General features: G+C 70.3%; 14 protein-coding genes. 13 read left to right on the forward strand and 1 reads right to left on the reverse strand.

All coding sequences use genetic code 11. From position 1 onward, the window contains the following. The 9 genes from AC1DY5_RS16690 to AC1DY5_RS16730 form a co-directional block, all read left to right on the forward strand. The coding region (locus AC1DY5_RS16690; protein ID WP_478113088.1) for a shikimate dehydrogenase family protein at positions 1-798 on the forward strand (798 nt) is incomplete at its 5' end. A gap of 50 nt (positions 799-848) precedes the next feature. After that, complete coding sequence (locus tag AC1DY5_RS16695; RefSeq protein WP_478113090.1) at positions 849-2201, forward strand: MFS transporter; 1353 nt, start codon at positions 849-851, stop codon at positions 2199-2201. Further along, positions 2201-3691 carry a carboxylesterase/lipase family protein gene (locus AC1DY5_RS16700; RefSeq protein WP_478113092.1) on the forward strand — a complete coding sequence of 497 codons (1491 nt, stop codon included), beginning with the start codon at positions 2201-2203 and terminating at the stop codon, positions 3689-3691. The genes AC1DY5_RS16695 and AC1DY5_RS16700 overlap by 1 nt, the downstream gene beginning before the upstream one ends. 29 nt (positions 3692-3720) lie before the next feature. After that, positions 3721-4608 (forward strand): sugar phosphate isomerase/epimerase family protein, encoded by an 888-nt coding sequence (locus AC1DY5_RS16705; RefSeq protein ID WP_478113093.1) that lies wholly within the window; start codon positions 3721-3723, stop codon positions 4606-4608. Continuing rightward, positions 4605-5438: a shikimate dehydrogenase family protein gene (locus AC1DY5_RS16710; protein WP_478113095.1), complete on the forward strand. Its 834-nt coding sequence runs from the start codon at positions 4605-4607 to the stop codon at positions 5436-5438. The genes AC1DY5_RS16705 and AC1DY5_RS16710 overlap by 4 nt, the downstream gene beginning before the upstream one ends. A 38-nt stretch (positions 5439-5476) precedes the next feature. Continuing rightward, on the forward strand, positions 5477-6676 hold the full coding sequence (locus AC1DY5_RS16715; protein ID WP_478113096.1) for a lyase family protein: 1200 nt from the start codon (positions 5477-5479) through the stop codon (positions 6674-6676). Further along, positions 6673-7884 (forward strand): Bcr/CflA family efflux MFS transporter, encoded by a 1212-nt coding sequence (locus tag AC1DY5_RS16720; RefSeq protein ID WP_478113098.1) that lies wholly within the window; start codon positions 6673-6675, stop codon positions 7882-7884. The genes AC1DY5_RS16715 and AC1DY5_RS16720 overlap by 4 nt, the downstream gene beginning before the upstream one ends. Further along, positions 7881-8645, forward strand: a complete 765-nt coding sequence (locus AC1DY5_RS16725) for an alpha/beta fold hydrolase (protein ID WP_478113100.1) — start codon at positions 7881-7883, stop codon at positions 8643-8645. The genes AC1DY5_RS16720 and AC1DY5_RS16725 overlap by 4 nt, the downstream gene beginning before the upstream one ends. A gap of 107 nt (positions 8646-8752) precedes the next feature. Next, on the forward strand, positions 8753-9427 hold the full coding sequence (locus AC1DY5_RS16730) for a DsbA family oxidoreductase (RefSeq protein WP_478113102.1): 675 nt from the start codon (positions 8753-8755) through the stop codon (positions 9425-9427). 9 nt (positions 9428-9436) lie between these two features. Here the strand turns inward: AC1DY5_RS16730 and AC1DY5_RS16735 are convergent, their stop codons facing one another. Then, positions 9437-10300 (reverse strand): LysR family transcriptional regulator, encoded by an 864-nt coding sequence (locus tag AC1DY5_RS16735; protein ID WP_478113104.1) that lies wholly within the window; start codon positions 10298-10300, stop codon positions 9437-9439. A 66-nt stretch (positions 10301-10366) separates the two neighbouring features. Here AC1DY5_RS16735 and AC1DY5_RS16740 point away from each other — a divergent pair, with 66 nt between their 5' ends. The 4 genes from AC1DY5_RS16740 to AC1DY5_RS16755 all read left to right on the forward strand — a co-directional run. Further along, positions 10367-11569, forward strand: coding sequence for a YbfB/YjiJ family MFS transporter (locus AC1DY5_RS16740; RefSeq protein WP_478113106.1), 1203 nt, complete (start codon positions 10367-10369; stop codon positions 11567-11569). Positions 11570-11580: 11 nt separating this feature from the next. Beyond that, entirely contained in the window at positions 11581-12177 is a 597-nt protein-coding gene (locus AC1DY5_RS16745) for a carboxymuconolactone decarboxylase family protein (protein ID WP_478113108.1), read from the forward strand. Between the two features lie 117 nt (positions 12178-12294). Next, complete coding sequence (locus AC1DY5_RS16750; protein WP_478113110.1) at positions 12295-14022, forward strand: ABC transporter permease; 1728 nt, start codon at positions 12295-12297, stop codon at positions 14020-14022. A 23-nt stretch (positions 14023-14045) separates the two neighbouring features. Then, the coding region (locus AC1DY5_RS16755) for an ABC transporter ATP-binding protein (protein ID WP_478113112.1) at positions 14046-15247 on the forward strand (1202 nt) is incomplete at its 3' end.

The raw sequence follows: 15247 nt of genomic DNA on the forward strand, positions 1-15247 counted from the left end.
CCGGTGCAGGTGGCCAAGCGCGACCTGGCCGTCTTCGTCAAGGCCGCCTTCCTGGCCAGGAACGTGCGCGGCATGGCGATCGCACCGCCGCACAAGCCGCTGCTGGTCGACCTGCTCGACGGCTGCGGCCTGTTCGGCCGCGTGGCCGGCTCGGTCAACGTGGTGCGGCGCATCGCCAATGGCGAGCTCGAGGGCGACCTGTTCGATGGCGAGGGCCTGCTGGGCGCGCTCGACCACTACAACATCCCGTTCCGCGGCAAGCGCGTGCTGATCCTCGGCGCCGGCGTGAGCGCGGCGGCGATCGGCGTCGCGCTGGCCGAAGGCGGCACGGTCAACGGCGCCGAGCACATCGCCTTCCATGACATCGTGGCCGGCAAGGCCGCCGGTGTCGCGGCCCAGCTCGATGCCTTCTTCGACGCCACCACGGTCGCGGTCGACAGCAGCGATCCGGCCGGCTACGACCTGGTGGTCAACGCGACCTCGCTCGGGCTCAAGCCCGAGGATGCACTGCCGGTCGACGTGGCGCGCATGGAGCCGCACGCGGCGCTGTTCGACATCCTGCTGCGCAATCAGCCGACGCCGCTGGTGCGCGCCGCGCGCGCGCGTGGCCTCAATGCGCAGGCCGGCTTCGAGATGCTGGTGCAGCAGATGCCGCACTACTTCGAATTCTTCGGCCACGCCGAGGCCGCCAAGGCACTGCGCCGGGACGCCGACTTCCTGCGCGAACTGATCTATCCGGAAGCGATGGCGGGCGAGATTCGCAACCCGCTGCGCTACCACTCGTCCAGCGTGGCCTGAGCCGGCCGCGCAGCAAGCATTTCGCAAGTACCACCCAAAGAGACCACTCGATGGAGATCACGATGAATGCGGCGCGCGCGAGCGTGTCGCAGCCGGCGCCCGAAGCGCTCAAGACGCCGCGCAAGGCGGCCTTCGCCAGTTGGATCGGCAGCGCGGTCGAGTACTACGACTTCTTCATCTACGGCACCGCCGCCGCGCTGGTGTTCGGCAAGATCTTCTTTCCGTCGGTGGACCCGAAGCTGGCGACGGTGGCCGCCTTCGCGACCTTCGGCGTCGGCTACATCACGCGTCCGATCGGTGCCTTCTTCATGGGCCACGTCGGCGACAAGTTCGGGCGCAAGAAGGTGCTGACCTTCACGCTGCTGCTGATGGGCATCTCGACCTTCCTGATCGGCCTGCTGCCGACCTACGGCGAGGTCGGGATGGCAGCGCCGATCATGCTCGTGATCCTGCGCCTGCTGCAGGGCCTGTCGGCGGCCGGCGAACAGGCCGGCGCCAATTCGATGACGCTCGAGCAAGCGCCCGAACACCGGCGCGCCTTCTACACCAGCTTCACGCTGAGCGGTACCCAGATGGGCTTCATCCTCGCCACCATCGTGTTCCTGCCGATCTCGGCCCTGCCGGAAGAGCAGTTGCTGTCCTGGGGCTGGCGCATTCCGTTCTTCCTGAGCGCGGTGGTGGTGGCGGTCGGCTTCTGGGTCCGGCGCACGCTGCCCGAGACGCCGGCCTTCAAGGAGGAGGCGGATGCCCACGAGACCGTGAAGCTGCCGGCCGCGGTGCTGTTCCGCGACCACACGCCGGCGGTGCTGCGCGTGATCTTCGGCGCGCTAGTGTCGGTGGTCAGCACCATCTTCGGCCTCTTCGTGCTGTCCTATGCGGTCAACACGGTGCACATTCCGCGCGCCACGATGCTGACGCTGCTGGTCTGCAGCAACGTGGTGGCGCTGGCTGCGATCCCGCTGTGGGCCATCCTGGCAGACCGGATCGGCCGCCGGCCGGTGTTCATCTTCGGCGCGCTGGGCTGCGCGGTGCTGATCTGGCCGACGCTGTGGGCCATCAGCCGCGGCGACCTGACGATGATCTTCATCTTCGGCCTGCTGACCTCGGGCATCGTCTACAGCGCGTCGAACGCGATCTGGCCTTCGCTCTACGGCGAAATGTTCGACACCCGCGTGCGGCTCTCGGGCATGGCCATCGGCACTCAGATCGGCTTCGCGCTCGGCAGCTTCGCGCCGACCATCAGCGCCGCGATCATGGGCGAGGGGCCGAACGGCTGGATGCCGGTGGCGGCACTGGTGTCGGCATCGTGCGTCATCGCCTCGATCTCGACCTTCACGGCCCGCGAGACCTACCGGGTGCGGATGAACGAGCTCGGCAAGAACATCGCCAGGGCGGGCGCCTAATGTCCCAGCCAGCGCTTCAGCCCGAACAGCCGGTGCGTGTCGACGGCGGCGTGCTGGCCGGCGTGCGGGATGCCGCGACCGGCCTGAGCGCCTGGCTCGGCGTTCCCTACGCAGCGCCGCCGGTGGGCGAGCTTCGCTGGCGGGCCCCGGCGCCAGTGCGCGCCTGGGAGGGAGTGCGCCGGGCCGACCGGCTGGCGCCGCAATGCGTGCAGCCCGGGCGCGCCGGCGATTCGGTCTATGCCGAGTTCTCGGGCGTCCAGGCGATGAGCGAGGACTGCCTGACGCTCAATGTCTGGTCGCCGGCCAAGACGGCGGACGAAGCGCTGCCGGTGATGGTGTGGATCCACGGCGGCGCCTTCCAGCAGGGCTCGGCCGCCAATCCGGTGTTCGTGCGCGGCGATCTGCCGCGGCAGGGCGTGCTGCTGGTGACGATCAACTACCGCCTCGGGCCCTTCGGCTTCCTGGCCCATCCCGAGCTCAGCGCCGAAGGCGAGGGCGCCTCGGGCAACTACGGCCTGATGGACATGGCGGCCGCGCTGCGCTGGGTCCGTCGCAACATCGCGGCCTTCGGTGGCGACCCGGCCCGCGTGACGGTATTCGGCCAGTCGGCCGGTGCCCACGGCGTGGTCGCGCTGATGGCCTCGCCCGAGGCCCGCGGCCTGTTCAGGCAGGCGATCGCCCAGAGCTTCGGCATCAGCCCGACCGAGGGGCTGGCAGTCGCCGAGGCGCAGGGCGCGCGCTTCGCCGCCGAGGCCGGCGACGGCAGCATCGCGGCGCTGCGGGCCCTGGGCGCCGAAGATCTGCTGCAGCGCTACCTGGCGCAGCCGGCGCGCTTCATGCCGGTCGCCGACGGCCGCTTCCTGCCGAAGCCGCTGGACCAGATCTACGCCGCCAGCGAGCAGCAGGCGGTGCCTTTGCTGACCGGCTGGAATCGCAATGAAGGCACGGCGTTTCCGGCCGCCGCGAGCGCCGAGGCCTTCCGCGCCCACCTGAAGAAGCGCTTCGGCGAACGCGTGGCGGAGGCCGAGGCCTTCTATCCGRCCGGCGACGACGCGCAGGCGGCAGCATCGAGCCGCGCCTTGTTCGGCGACCAGCTGTTCGCCGGCGGCGTGCATGCGGCCGCGCGCGCGCAGGCGCCGCTGGCGCCGACCTACGCCTATCACTTCGCCCATCCGCAGCCCTTCAAGCCGGGGCAGGCGTATCGCGAGGCCGATCCGGCCGCTGCGCTCGGCGTCTTCCACAGCTCCGAGTACCCCTACGTCTTCGGCACCACGCGAGAGCTTACGCGCGACTGGGGTGCGGACGACGACCGCCTGACCGCGCTGATGCAGGCCTACTGGAGCCAGTTCGCGAAGACCGGCAATCCCAATGGCGAGGGCCTGCCGCACTGGCCCCTGTTCGAGGACGGCCGGCCCACCTTGCTCGAGCTGAAGCCCGAGCCCGAACTCGTCGACGTGCCGCGGCGCGCGCAGCTGCGCTTCGTGGCCTGAGCACCGATTCCTCCTACAGACAGAACGCCATGGCCATCGCACTCGACCGTTTCGGCTTCAACACCGTCACCATGGGCGGCGAGCTCGGCCACAAGCTCGAATGCATGAAGGCCGCCGGCTTCTCCGGCGTCGAGCTGTGGGCGCGCGACCTGATCAACCATCCGGCCGGAGTCGAGAAGGCGGCGCAGCTGGTGAAGCAGAGCGGCCTCAAGGTGACCGACTTCCAGCCGCTGCGCGACTTCGAATGCGCGCCCGACGCGATGCGTCCGCACCGGCTCGAGATGGCGCGCGAGCAACTGCGCCAGATGTCGCTGGTCGACACCGACCTGCTGCTGTGCTGCTCGACCACCTCACCGCTGGCCATCGACGATCCGGAGCGCGCCGCGGAAGACCTGCGCACCCTCGCCACGCTGGCCACGCCGTTGGGCATCCGCATCTGCTACGAGGCGCTCTCCTGGGGCCGCCATACCAACCGTTGGCACCAGGCCTGGGACATCGTGCGCCGCTGCGACCGCGAGAACGTCGGCCTCAACCTCGACTTCTTCCACATGTCGGTGCATGGCGACGACGGGCCCGAGACGCTCGCGCAGCTGGCCCAGGTGCCGGTCGAGAAGATCTTCCTGGTGCAGCTGGCCGACTACTTCTTCGAGTACAGCGATCGCCAGGCCGACATGATCGAGCTGGCGCGCCACCAGCGCCTGTTCCCGGGCGAAGGGCTGCACGACGTGCGCGACCTGGTGCAGCTGCTCGAGGACAAGGGCTACCGCGGCCACTACACCTTCGAGGTCTTCAACGACGACTATGTCAACTCGGACCCGATGGTCATCGGCCAGCGCGCGATGAAGAGCGCGCGCTGGATCAGCGAATCGCATGTCGCCGGCGCCCCGCCGGCCTCCACAAGGACGACACACCCATGATTTCCGGCAAGACCACCCTGATCGCCCACCTGGGCTACCCGACCGAGAGCTTCAAGGCTCCGATGATCTACAACCCCTGGTTCGACCAGCAGGGCATCGATGCCGTGGTGATGCCGATGGGCGTCCAGGCCGCCGACTACCCCGGCGTGCTGGCCTCGCTGTTCAAGCTGACGAACATCCGCGGCGCGCTGGTCACCATGCCGCACAAGATCACGACCCTGTCGCTGGTCGACGAGGCGACGCCGACCGCGAAGATCGCCGGCGCCTGCAACGCGATCCTCAAGCGGCCCGACGGCACGCTGCTCGGCGACCAGTTCGACGGTGCCGGCTTCGTGCGCGGCGTGCAGCGCAAGGGCCGCGCGCTGGAAGGCGCCCGGGTGCTGGTGTCGGGTAGCGGCGGTGTCGGCTCGGCGATCGCCGCCTCGCTGGCCGCGGCCGGCGTGGCCGAGATGGCGCTCTACGACACCAGCGTCAGCTCGGCCGAGGCGCTCGCCGGGCGCCTGCGCGCGCACTATCCGAAGCTGGCGGTGACCAGCGCTTCCAACGACCCGGCCGGTTTCGACCTGGTGGTCAATGCCACGCCGCTGGGCATGAAGGAGGGCGACCCGCTGCCCTTCGACGTCGCGCGCATCGCGCCCACCACCTTCGTCGGCGAGGTCGTGATGAAGAGCGAATACACGCCGCTGCTTCGGGCGGCGCGCGACAAGGGCTGCGCGGTGCAGGTCGGCACTGACATGCTGTTCGAGATGATCCCGGCGTACCTGGAGTTCTTTGGCTTCGGCAGCGCCACGCCGGAAGACCTGCGGGCCGTGGCGACGCTGGCCTACTAGCGTGCACCGCCGAAGCGCCGGCTTCTGGAGTTAGTCTCGTGAGCCTCTTCGAGGGCGTCCTCTCCACCTCCGAGATGCTGGCCGTCCTCAGCGAGCGCGGCTTCGTCGACGCGATGCTGCGCTTCGAGGCGGCGCTGGCCCGATCCCAGGCGCGGCTCGGGATCATTCCGCAGTCGGCCGCCCAGACGATCGCGGGTAGCTGCAAGGTCGAGTTGTTCGATGCCGCCAAGATCTTTCGCGACGGCGGACGGGGCGGCGGTGTCGCCAACCCGCTGGTCCACAGCCTGCGGGAGGCGGTGGGCCTGTTCAATGCCGACGCCGTGCCCTTCGTCCATTACGGCAGCGCGTCCCAAGACCTGGTCGACACCGCGATGGCGCTGGTCACGCGGGAGGCCCTGGCACTGATCGAGGCCGATCTCGCGAAGCTCGTCCAGGCGCTGCTGCTGCTGGCGCAGCGTCACGCCGAGACGCCGATGCTCGCGCGGCCGGCTTCGGTCACCAGCTTCGGCCTGGTCTGCGTGGAGTGGGCGGCGCCGCTGGTGCGCTGCCGAACGCGCCTGGCCGAGGCCGTACGGCGGGCGCTGCAGGTGCAGCTCGGCGGCGCGGCCGGCAACCTGGAGCGGATGGAGGGGCAGGGCGCCGCGCTGCGCCGGCAGATGGCCGAGGCGCTCGGGCTCCGCGACCCAGGCGCAGCCTGGCACACCCAGCGCGACGAGTGGATCGGGCTCGGCTGCGAGCTCGGGCTGATGGTCGGCAGCCTGGGCAAGGTCGCGAAGGACATCGCCTTGCTGAGCCAGCACGGGATCGACGAGCTGGCGGAGCCCGGCGAGCCCGGTCGCGGCGACCGGCCGGCGATGACGCATCGGCGCGAGCCGCTGGCTTCGATGGTCGCTATCGCTGCCGCGCAGCGTGTCCCGCAGCGGGTGGCGGCGCTGCTGGCCGCGATGCCTCAGGCGCACGCGGGTTCCCTGGGCAGCTGGCAGGCCGAGTTGGCCGAGTGGCCTTCGTTGCTGGCGTCGGCGCATGGCAGCGTGCGCGCGCTGGCGGGGGCTTTGCCCGGCCTGCAGGTCGATGCCGGCCGGATGCGTTCCAATATCGATCGGCTGCGCGCCGAGTTGCCGCGCGAGGTCGCCGACCGTTGCTTCGATCCGGCGCTGGCCGGACCGGCCGGCGCGCTTGCGCTGGCCCAGGTCCTGGCGCTTCAGTCCCCCGCCGACACTTCCGACACTGCACGATGAATTCTGCCGCTGCCGGGCGCCGCGGCCTCTCGTTCGCGCTGCTGCTGCCGCTGCTGCTGGCCGCACAGCCGGTGGCCACCGACAGCTACCTGCCGGCCTTGCCGGCGATCGCGCGCGAGCTCGGATCGGCCAGTGCCAGCCTCACGGTCTTCGTGCTGGCCTTCGGCTTCGGCCAGTTGCCCTGCGGACCGCTGTCGGACCGCTTCGGGCGCCGGCCCGTGCTGCTCACCGGCCTCGGCTGCTATGCGCTGGCGGCGCTGGGCTGCGCGCTGTCGAGCGGGATACCGATGCTGGTGGCCTGCCGCGCGCTGCAGGGCTTCTCGATGGCCGCCATCCTGGTCTGCGCGCGGGCCGCGGTGCGCGATCTCTATCCGGCCCACGAGGGGCCGCACGTGATGGCCCGCGGCCTGACCGGCCTCGGCGTGGTCGGCTTGCTGGCGCCGCTGCTGGGGGCCTGGGCGGTGCAGTCCGCGGGCTGGCGCTGGGTGCTGGGCGGCATGGCTGCCTATGCGCTGCTGCTCTGGCTGATGTGCTGGCGTGGCTTCGATGAAACCCGGGCCGTCAGTTCGGGCCCCTCGGCCCCGAAGGGCAGCGTGCGCGAGGTGTTCGCCAGCCCGAGCTTCCGCGTCTGGGCCTCGCTGGCCGCCACCACCTATGGCGGGCTGTTCTGCTTCCTGCTGCTGTCGCCGATGGTCTACATCAGCCTGCTCGGCTTCTCGCCGGCCTCGTACGGCTGGATCCCGGCGGGCGGCTCGCTGGACTACATCTTCAGCACCACGCTGTGCCGGCGACTGCTGCGCCGCCGGGGCGCGGTGCGCACCGTGCAGCTGGGTTCGCTGCTGAGCCTTGCCGGGCCACTCGTGCAGGCGCTGGGTTGCTGGCTGTTGCCGATGTCGGCCTGGCCGCTGCTGCTGGGCCATGCGATCTATTGCGTCGGCCATGGCATCCACCAGCCCTGCGGCCAGGCCGGCGCGGTCGGCGACCTGCCCCATCTGGCCGGCCGCGCGGTCTCGTGGTCCGGATTTGCGATGATGGCGGTCGCGTTCACCGTCGGCCAGATCGCCGCCGGCTTCGTCAACCCCGCGCTCAGCCATGGCGCCTGGCCGATGGTGCTGCCGATGGCCTTGGCCGGCGCCGTGCTGGTGCTGATCGCCTTCGTCTGGCTGCCGCGCCTGCCGCCTGTTCATCCCCGAAAGGAAACTCCATGACCCGTTTGAATGTCGTCCGCGAGGGCGGTGGCCCGATCGTCGTGCTGAGCCATGCGCTCGGCGGCGACCTCCGCATGTGGGACCCGGTGGCGGCCCTACTGGCGCGCGCCCACACGGTGCTGCGCTACGACCATCGCAACCACGGCGGCTCCGAGCGGCTGRCCGGGCCGCTCACGTTGCAGGACTTGGCGGACGATGCGGCCGAACTGATCGTGCGCGAGGCCGAGGGCGAGCCGGTGCATTTCGTCGGCCTGTCGATGGGCGGCATGGTCGCGCAGGCCCTGGCGGTGCGTCATCCGGCCTTGCTCCGGACCCTGGTGATCGCCAATTCATCGGCCCACTATCCCGACGCCGCGCCCTGGCGAGCCCGCGTCGAGGCCGTGCAGGCCCAGGGCATAGCGGGCATCGCGGCGGGTGCCGTGGGGCGCTGGCTGACGCCCGAATTCATCACCACTCCCGAGGGCGCAGCCGCGGCCCGGCAACTGCACGACACGCTGGTGAGCACCGATGCGGCCGGCTACATCGCGAGCTGCGAGGCCGTGGCGGCGATCGACTTCCGCGACAGCAATCGGCGCATCGCGGTGCCGACGCTGGTGATCGCGGGAACCCGGGACGAGGCCACGCCGCTGGCGATGTCGCAGGCGATCGCGGCGGCGATTCCCGGCGCCCGCCTGGCCACCGTCGACGTCGCGCACCTCAGCGCGGTCGAGCGGCCGGTGGAATTCAGCCAGCTGCTGATCGATTTCTGGCGCAGCCTCTGACGACTGCGACGCCAGTGGGGGATTCGGTCCGCTGCGGTTGAAAGATCCGCGGCCGCCCCCATCATCCGGTGCTGCTTCATTTCCCGACACTCCTCGGACCTATCCAAATGACCTCCCGGCTCAAGATCGATTTCGTTTCGGACGTCTCCTGCCCCTGGTGCGCGGTCGGCCTCGGCGCCCTCGAAGCGGCGTTGAAGAACGTGGCACCCGAGGTCACGGCCGAGCTGCACTTCCAGCCCTTCGAACTCAATCCGCAGATGCCGCCCGAAGGCCAGGACACCTTCGAGCACTTGAATCAGAAATACGGATCGAACCGCGATCAGCAGGCCCAGGCCCGCGCCGCGATCCGTGCGCGCGGCGCGGCCGTAGGGTTCACTTTCAGCGAGGGCGGGCGGCCACGGGTGTACAACACCTTCGATGCCCACCGGTTGCTGCACTGGGCCGAACTCGAAGGCCTGGAGCGGCAGGCCGCGCTCAAGAAGGCCCTGCTGAAGGCCTGCCACACCGACGGCGAGAACCCTTCCGATCCCGAAGTGCTGGTGCGGCTGGCGGCCGAATCCGGCCTCGACCCGGCGCGGGCACGGGCCATTCTCGCGAGCGACGACTATGCCGCCGAGACCCGGCAGCGCGAGCGCATGTACACCGATGCCGGTATCCATTCGGTGCCGGCCATCATCATCGACGACAAGCACCTGATCTCGGGCGGCCAGCCGGTGGAAGTGTTCGAGCGCGCGCTGCGGCAGATCGCGGGTGCCGCGCCGGCCCGCGTGGCCGAGGCCTGAGGCTGCGGCTCAGGGCTTCTGCAGCATCTCGAGCAGCCGCGCCAGCGCTACCGAGGGTGTGCCCTGCCATACCAGGTGCGTGCGATTGCAGCGGATGCGTTCGGGCAGCGGGTGCTGGCGCACATCGGCGGTGGCGTGCAGGGCCTTCAGCACCGAGATCGGCACGATGGCGAATCCCGTGCCGGCAGCGACGCAGGCGATCATCGCCTGGTAGGAAGAAAACTCCAGCGAGCGCGAGGCCGAGACCCCGCCCTTGCCCAGCCATTGCTCGAGCAGCCGCCGGTACGAGCAGCCTTGCGCGAATGCGATCAGGGTGGCGTCGGCGAGATCGTCCGGGCGGGCGACGGCGGCGGCGCTGCGTGACGTGATCAGCACCAGTTCTTCGTCGAACACCGCCATCGATTCGAGCTCCGGCGCCGAGAAGGGCTCTGACACGAAGGCGGCCTCGAGCTCGAAGGCCCTGACCCGCTTCAGCAGGGCGCCGGTTGTGCCCGTCGCCAGTTCGACCACCACCCGGGGGTAGAGCCGGTGGAAGCGCGACAGCACCGGCGCCAGCCGGCTGCCTGCCGTGCTCTCGAGCGAACCGAGCCGAAAGGTGCCGAGCGGCAGCTCGCTGCGCAGTTCGCTCTCGGCCTCATCGGCCAGCCGCAGCAGTCGCTCGGCATAGGGCAGCAGCTTGTGGCCGGCCGGCGCCAGCGCCAGCGAGCGGCCCTGGCGATGGAACAGCTTCTGCCCCAGGCGCTCCTCCAGCTGCTGGATCCGGGTGGTGACGTTGGACTGCACCCGGTTGAGCTTGTCGGCAGCCCGGATCACACCGCCCTCGGCCACGACGGTGCGGAATATCTCCAGGGAGTCGAGGTCGATAGTTCTCATAAGGAGAATGAATGTTCTGAATAATTCATTTGTGGACCGAGTCGATTTTGCGTCCAATCAGGCTCCATGTCGAACCCTTCCGTCACTCTTCCCCGGCCCTCGCTGCTCGCGGTCTGCGGCGCCGGGCTGCTGGTGCTTGCGATTGCGATGGGCGTCGGGCGCTTCGCCTTCACGCCGATGCTGCCGCTGATGATTCGCGCCGGCAGCGTCGACGTTGCCGCCGGTGGCTGGCTCGCCGCGGCCAACTACGCGGGCTACCTGCTGGGCGCGCTCACGGCGGCACGGGTGCCGCTGTCAGCGCAGCGCACGGGTCTTCTTTCGCTGGCAGTGATCATCCTCTCCACGGCGGCGATGGGCCTGGTCGACTCGCTCGCGGTCTGGCTACTGCTGCGCGGCCTGGCCGGCATCGCCAGTGCCTGGGCGCTGGTCAGCACCAGCGTCTGGTGCCTGGCATGGCTCGGGCGCCTGGGCCGGCCCGGGGGCGCCGGCATCGTCTATGCCGGGGTGGGCCTGGGCATCGCGCTGGCCGGCCTCCATGGCTGGCGCGCCGGCGCGGCGGGCATCGCACCCGATCGGCTGTGGCTGCAACTCGGCCTGATGGCGCTGGTCGGCTCGCTCGTGGTCGCGGCGCTGATGCCGCGCGAGTTCGCTCCGGTGGTCGCGGCGGCGCGAGGCGCGGCGCCGGATGGCGCTTCGTCCGGCAGTGCTTCGTGGGGCTTGGTGGTCTGCTATGGCGTGCTCGGCTTCGGCTATATCCTGCCCGCCACCTTTCTGCCGGTGCTGGCCCGGGCGGTGGTCGATGACCCCTCGGTGTTCGGCGCGGCCTGGCCAGTGTTCGGAGCCGCCGCCGCCTTGTCGACGCTGTTCGCCGGCGCGCTGATGTCGGGTCTCTCGCGCCGCCATGTGCTGGCTGGCAGCCACCTGCTGATGGCGCTGGGCTGCGTGCTGCCGGCACTGCACCTGTCGACCGCCACTGTGCTCGCGGCCGCGCTGCTGGTCGGTGGAACTTTCATGGTGGCCACGATGGCCGGCATGCAGGAGGCGAAGGCCACCGCGCAGAGCGATCCGGCGCGCGCGCTCGGCCGCATGACCGCGGCCTTCGCCATCGGCCAGATGGCCGGGCCGGTGCTGTCGTCGGTCCTGAGCGGCGGGGCGCAGGGCTTCGGCGGCCTCTTCGTCGCGCTGGCGACCGGTGCCGCGGCGCTGGTGGCCAGCGCCGCTTGGCTGCTCCGGAAGCCGGTGCCGGGCGCTCGACAATCATCGAACTGAAAGGAACCCGCATGCTGATCCGACAAGGCCATACCGAACCCTGGGCCGAACGGCTGCCGATGCCCGCTGCCGAGGCGATGTCCGAGGCCCAGCGCGCTGCCGCGCAGGCACTGATCGACGGTCCGCGCAAGGCGGTCTTCGGCCCCTTCGTGCCGCTGCTGCAAAGCCCCGTGCTGATGGAACGCATCGGCAGCCTCGGCGAGTACCTGCGCTTCGACTGCGCGCTCGATCCGCGCCTGCGCGAACTCGTGACCTGCGCGGTCGCGCGCCACGTCGGCAACCAGTTCGAGTGGGTCCTGCATGCGGCCGCCGCCGTCAAGGCCGGAGTCGCTGCCGACGCCATCGAGGCCCTGCGCCTCGGCCGCCGGGCGACACCGCTGGCCGAGGACGAGCAGTTGGGGCTCGACTTCGCGCTCGAGCTGCTGCAGCACCATGGCGTGAGCGAGCCCACCCACGCGGCGGCCGAGGCCCGCTTCGGCAAGGCCGCGGTGGTGGAACTCGCCGCGCTGGTGGGCTACTTCACGATGGTCTGCTGGATCATGAACATGGCCCACACGCCGGTGCAGGGCGCCGAGGGGCAGCGCGGACTCGAGGCCTTCCCGCTGTAGCGTCGACGCTGCGCCTCGGGGACGAGGAGGCTGCGGTCAGGCTGGCGTCCGCTGGCCGAGGCAGAATGGCGCCGCGCCGCGGACCGGGTCCGTGAACCGAACCCTTCGCCCGCGACCATGCTCGACAAACGCTTCTTTCCCCGCCAGGCCGTCGCCTCCGGCGGCAACCGCTGGGACTGGGCCCTGCTGCCGCTGGTGCTGGCCGTGCTGTTCGCGCTGGCCTACGGCGGCGCCCAGATGGCCCGACCCTACGAACTCGGGCAGCCGCTGCCGATCAGCCTCGACCCCTGGGTGCTGCCGTACTACCTGTTGCGCACCACGCTACGCATGTTTCTCGCGCTGGGCRCCTCGCTGGTGTTCGCCTGCGTCTTCGCGGTGCTGGCGACCCGCTACCGCGCGGCCGAGAAGGTGCTGGTGCCGATGCTGGACATCCTGCAGTCGATCCCGATCCTCGGCTTCCTGTCGATCACGGTGACCGGCTTCATCGCGCTGTTCCCGGGCAACCTGCTGGGCGTCGAGTGCGCGGCGATCTTCGCCATCTTCACCTCGCAGGCCTGGAACATGGCCTTCAGCCTCTACCAGTCGCTGCGTACCGTGCCCTCGGAACTGCGCGAAGCTGCCTCGGTCTTCCAGCTCTCGGCCTGGCACCGCTTCTGGCGCCTCGAGCTGCCGTTCGCGATGCCCGGTCTGCTGTGGAACATGATGATGTCGATGTCCGGCGGCTGGTTCTTCGTGGTCGCTTCGGAGGCGATCTCGGTCTCCAAGCAGAGCATCATGCTGCCCGGCGTCGGCTCCTACATCGCGATGGCGATCCAGGCCCGCGACCTCGGCGCCATCGGCTGGGCCATCGGCGGCATGCTGATCGGCATCACGCTGTACGACCAGCTGTTCTTCCGCCCGTTGATCGCCTGGGCCGACAAGTTCCGGTTCGAGGAGGGCAGCGGCGAGGACGCACCGCGCTCCTGGCTGCTGACCTGGCTGCGGCGCACCGAACGCATCAAGCTCGGCATGGGCGGCGCGGCGCGGCTGCTCGAGCGCTCGCTGGTGCTGTTCCGGCGCGACCACGACGGGACCTCGATCAAGGCCCGCCCGCGCTCGTCCAATCCGGCCGCGGCGCGGGTCTGGGACGCGGTGCTGGCCGCAGCGGTGTTGCTTGCCGTGGTCTGGCTGGTGCGCTTCATCCACACCGAGGTCGGCTGGCGGGAAGTCGGCCGTGTGTTCGTGCTCGGCCTCTACACGATGATCCGCGTGGCGGTGCTGATCGCGCTGGCTGCGCTGGTGTGGGTGCCGATCGGCATCTGGATCGGCATGAACCCGCGCTGGGCCGGACGGCTGCAGGGCGTGGCGCAGTTCATGGCGGCCTTTCCGGCCAACCTGATGTTCCCGGTGGCGGTGCTGTTCATCGTGCGCTGGCAGCTCAACCCCAACATCTGGCTGGCGCCGCTGATGGTGCTGGGAACGCAGTGGTATCTGCTCTTCAACGTGATCGCCGGTGCATCGACCGTGCCGACCGAACTGCGCTACGCGGCCAACAACCTCGGGCTCAGCGGGTGGCTGCGCTGGCGGCGCTACCTGCTGCCGGCGGTGTTCCCCAGTTTCGTCACTGGCGCCATCACGGCCAGCGGCGGTTCGTGGAACGCCAGCATCGTCGCCGAGTACGTGACCTGGGGTGACACCACGCTGCAGGCCGCGGGCCTGGGCAGCTACATCGCGCACATGACGGCCATCGGCGACTTCCCGCGCATCGCGCTGGGCATCGGCGTGATGTGCGTCTTCGTCATGGGCATGAACCATTTCGTCTGGCGCCGGCTCTATGAGCTGGCCGAAAGCCGGATGCACTTTTGATGATGAACGCGCGAGGAGGGCCCATGGCCGARGCAATTGTTGAACTCGAGGGCGTGGGCAAGTCCTTTCGTTCGGCCGACGGGGCGGCGCGCTCGGTCCTGGAAGGCGTGGACTTCCGGTTGGCGGAAGGCGAGATCGTCGCGCTGCTGGGGCAGTCGGGCTCGGGCAAGTCGACGCTGCTGCGCATCCTCGCGGGGCTGATCGGCGCCGACGCCGGCAGCGTGCGCTACCGGGGCCAGCCGCTCTACGGTCCGGCGCGCGGCATCGCCATGGTGTTCCAGTCGTTCGCGCTCTTTCCCTGGCTGACGGTGCAGCAGAACGTCGAACTCGGTCTCGAGGCGCGCGGCGTCGCTCCGGCCGAGCGAGTTCGGCGCGCCAGTGCCGCGATCGAGCTGATCGGCCTCGCGGGATTCGAGGGCGCGCTGCCGCGCGAGCTGTCGGGCGGCATGCGGCAGCGGGTCGGCATCGCGCGGGCGCTGGTGGTCGAGCCCGAGGTGCTGCTGATGGACGAAGCCTTCTCGGCCCTCGACGTGCTCACCGGCGAACGGCTGCGCGACGACATCCTGCACTTGTGGAGCGGCGGCGCGATGCCAACCAAAGCGATGCTGATCGTCTCGCACAATATCGAGGAGGCGGTGCTGATGGCCGACCGTATCCTGATCTTCGCCGCCGACCCGGGGCGGGTGCGCGCCGAGCTGCCGATCCGGCTCGCGCGGCCGCGCGACGCCGACAGCCTCGAGGTGAGGGCGCTGATCGACGAGGCCTACGCGCTGATGACTGCCGGCGCGCCCGCGGCCGGCCGCGTGCCCGAGGAGCCGGTGCGCATGCACCTGGGTGATCGCCTGCCCGACGCCGACATCGGCCGCATGGAAGCCTTGCTCGAGATGCTGGTGGAGGACGGCCGCGAAGGCCGCGCCGACCTGCCGCAACTCGCCGAGGAGGCCGAGCTCACCGACCATGACCTGCTGCCGCTGGCGCAGGCGCTCGCGCTGCTGGGCTTCGCGCAACTGGCGGATGCCGACCTCCATCTGACGGCGCTGGGCCGGCGCTATGTCGCCGGCGCGCACACGCTGCGGCAAGAGCTGCTCGGGCAGCAGCTGCTTGCCCATGTGCCGCTCGCGGCCCACATCCGCCACAGCCTCGAGCAGGCGCCCGCGGGCGAGTTGCCGCAGGAGCCCTTCCTCGATTTGCTCGAGGAGAGCCTGGATCGCGCCACTGCCGAGCG

The sequence above is a fragment of the Variovorax sp. P4_D9 genome, from assembly GCF_056401695.1.